Raw genomic sequence first — 297 nt, 5'->3', positions numbered from 1 at the left:
CCGACCGCAAATGCGCCGGTTCGACCAGCGCACCAATCTCAGCGCTTCAAAGCCGCCCGCGCCCTTGCGATCAACGCCGACGTCGACGAATCGTGTTTCTTTTCATCGACGCTTGCCGCGGTGAGATCGGCTTCAACCACCTTGCCGAGAATCTTGCCCAGCTCGACGCCCCATTGATCGAACGGATTGATGTTCCAGACCGACGCCTGCACCAGCACCTTGTGTTCGTACAGCGCGATCAACGCACCGAGCGAACGTGCGGTGAGCGCGTCGAGAATCAGCGTACTGGTCGGACGG

1 pseudogene is annotated in these 297 nt (G+C 60.9%); it reads right to left on the bottom strand.

The annotated features are described in order from the left end of the window. Positions 1-38: 38 nt before the first annotated feature. Positions 39-297, bottom strand: a pseudogene (locus tag SB822_RS56210) (glucose-6-phosphate isomerase); the annotation flags it as partial.

The sequence above is a fragment of the Paraburkholderia sp. SIMBA_054 genome (assembly GCF_046534875.1).
Lineage (GTDB): Bacteria > Pseudomonadota > Gammaproteobacteria > Burkholderiales > Burkholderiaceae > Paraburkholderia > Paraburkholderia hospita.
The sequence above is the reverse complement of the archived record's forward strand: the minus strand, read 5'-3'. Positions and strand labels throughout refer to the sequence as shown.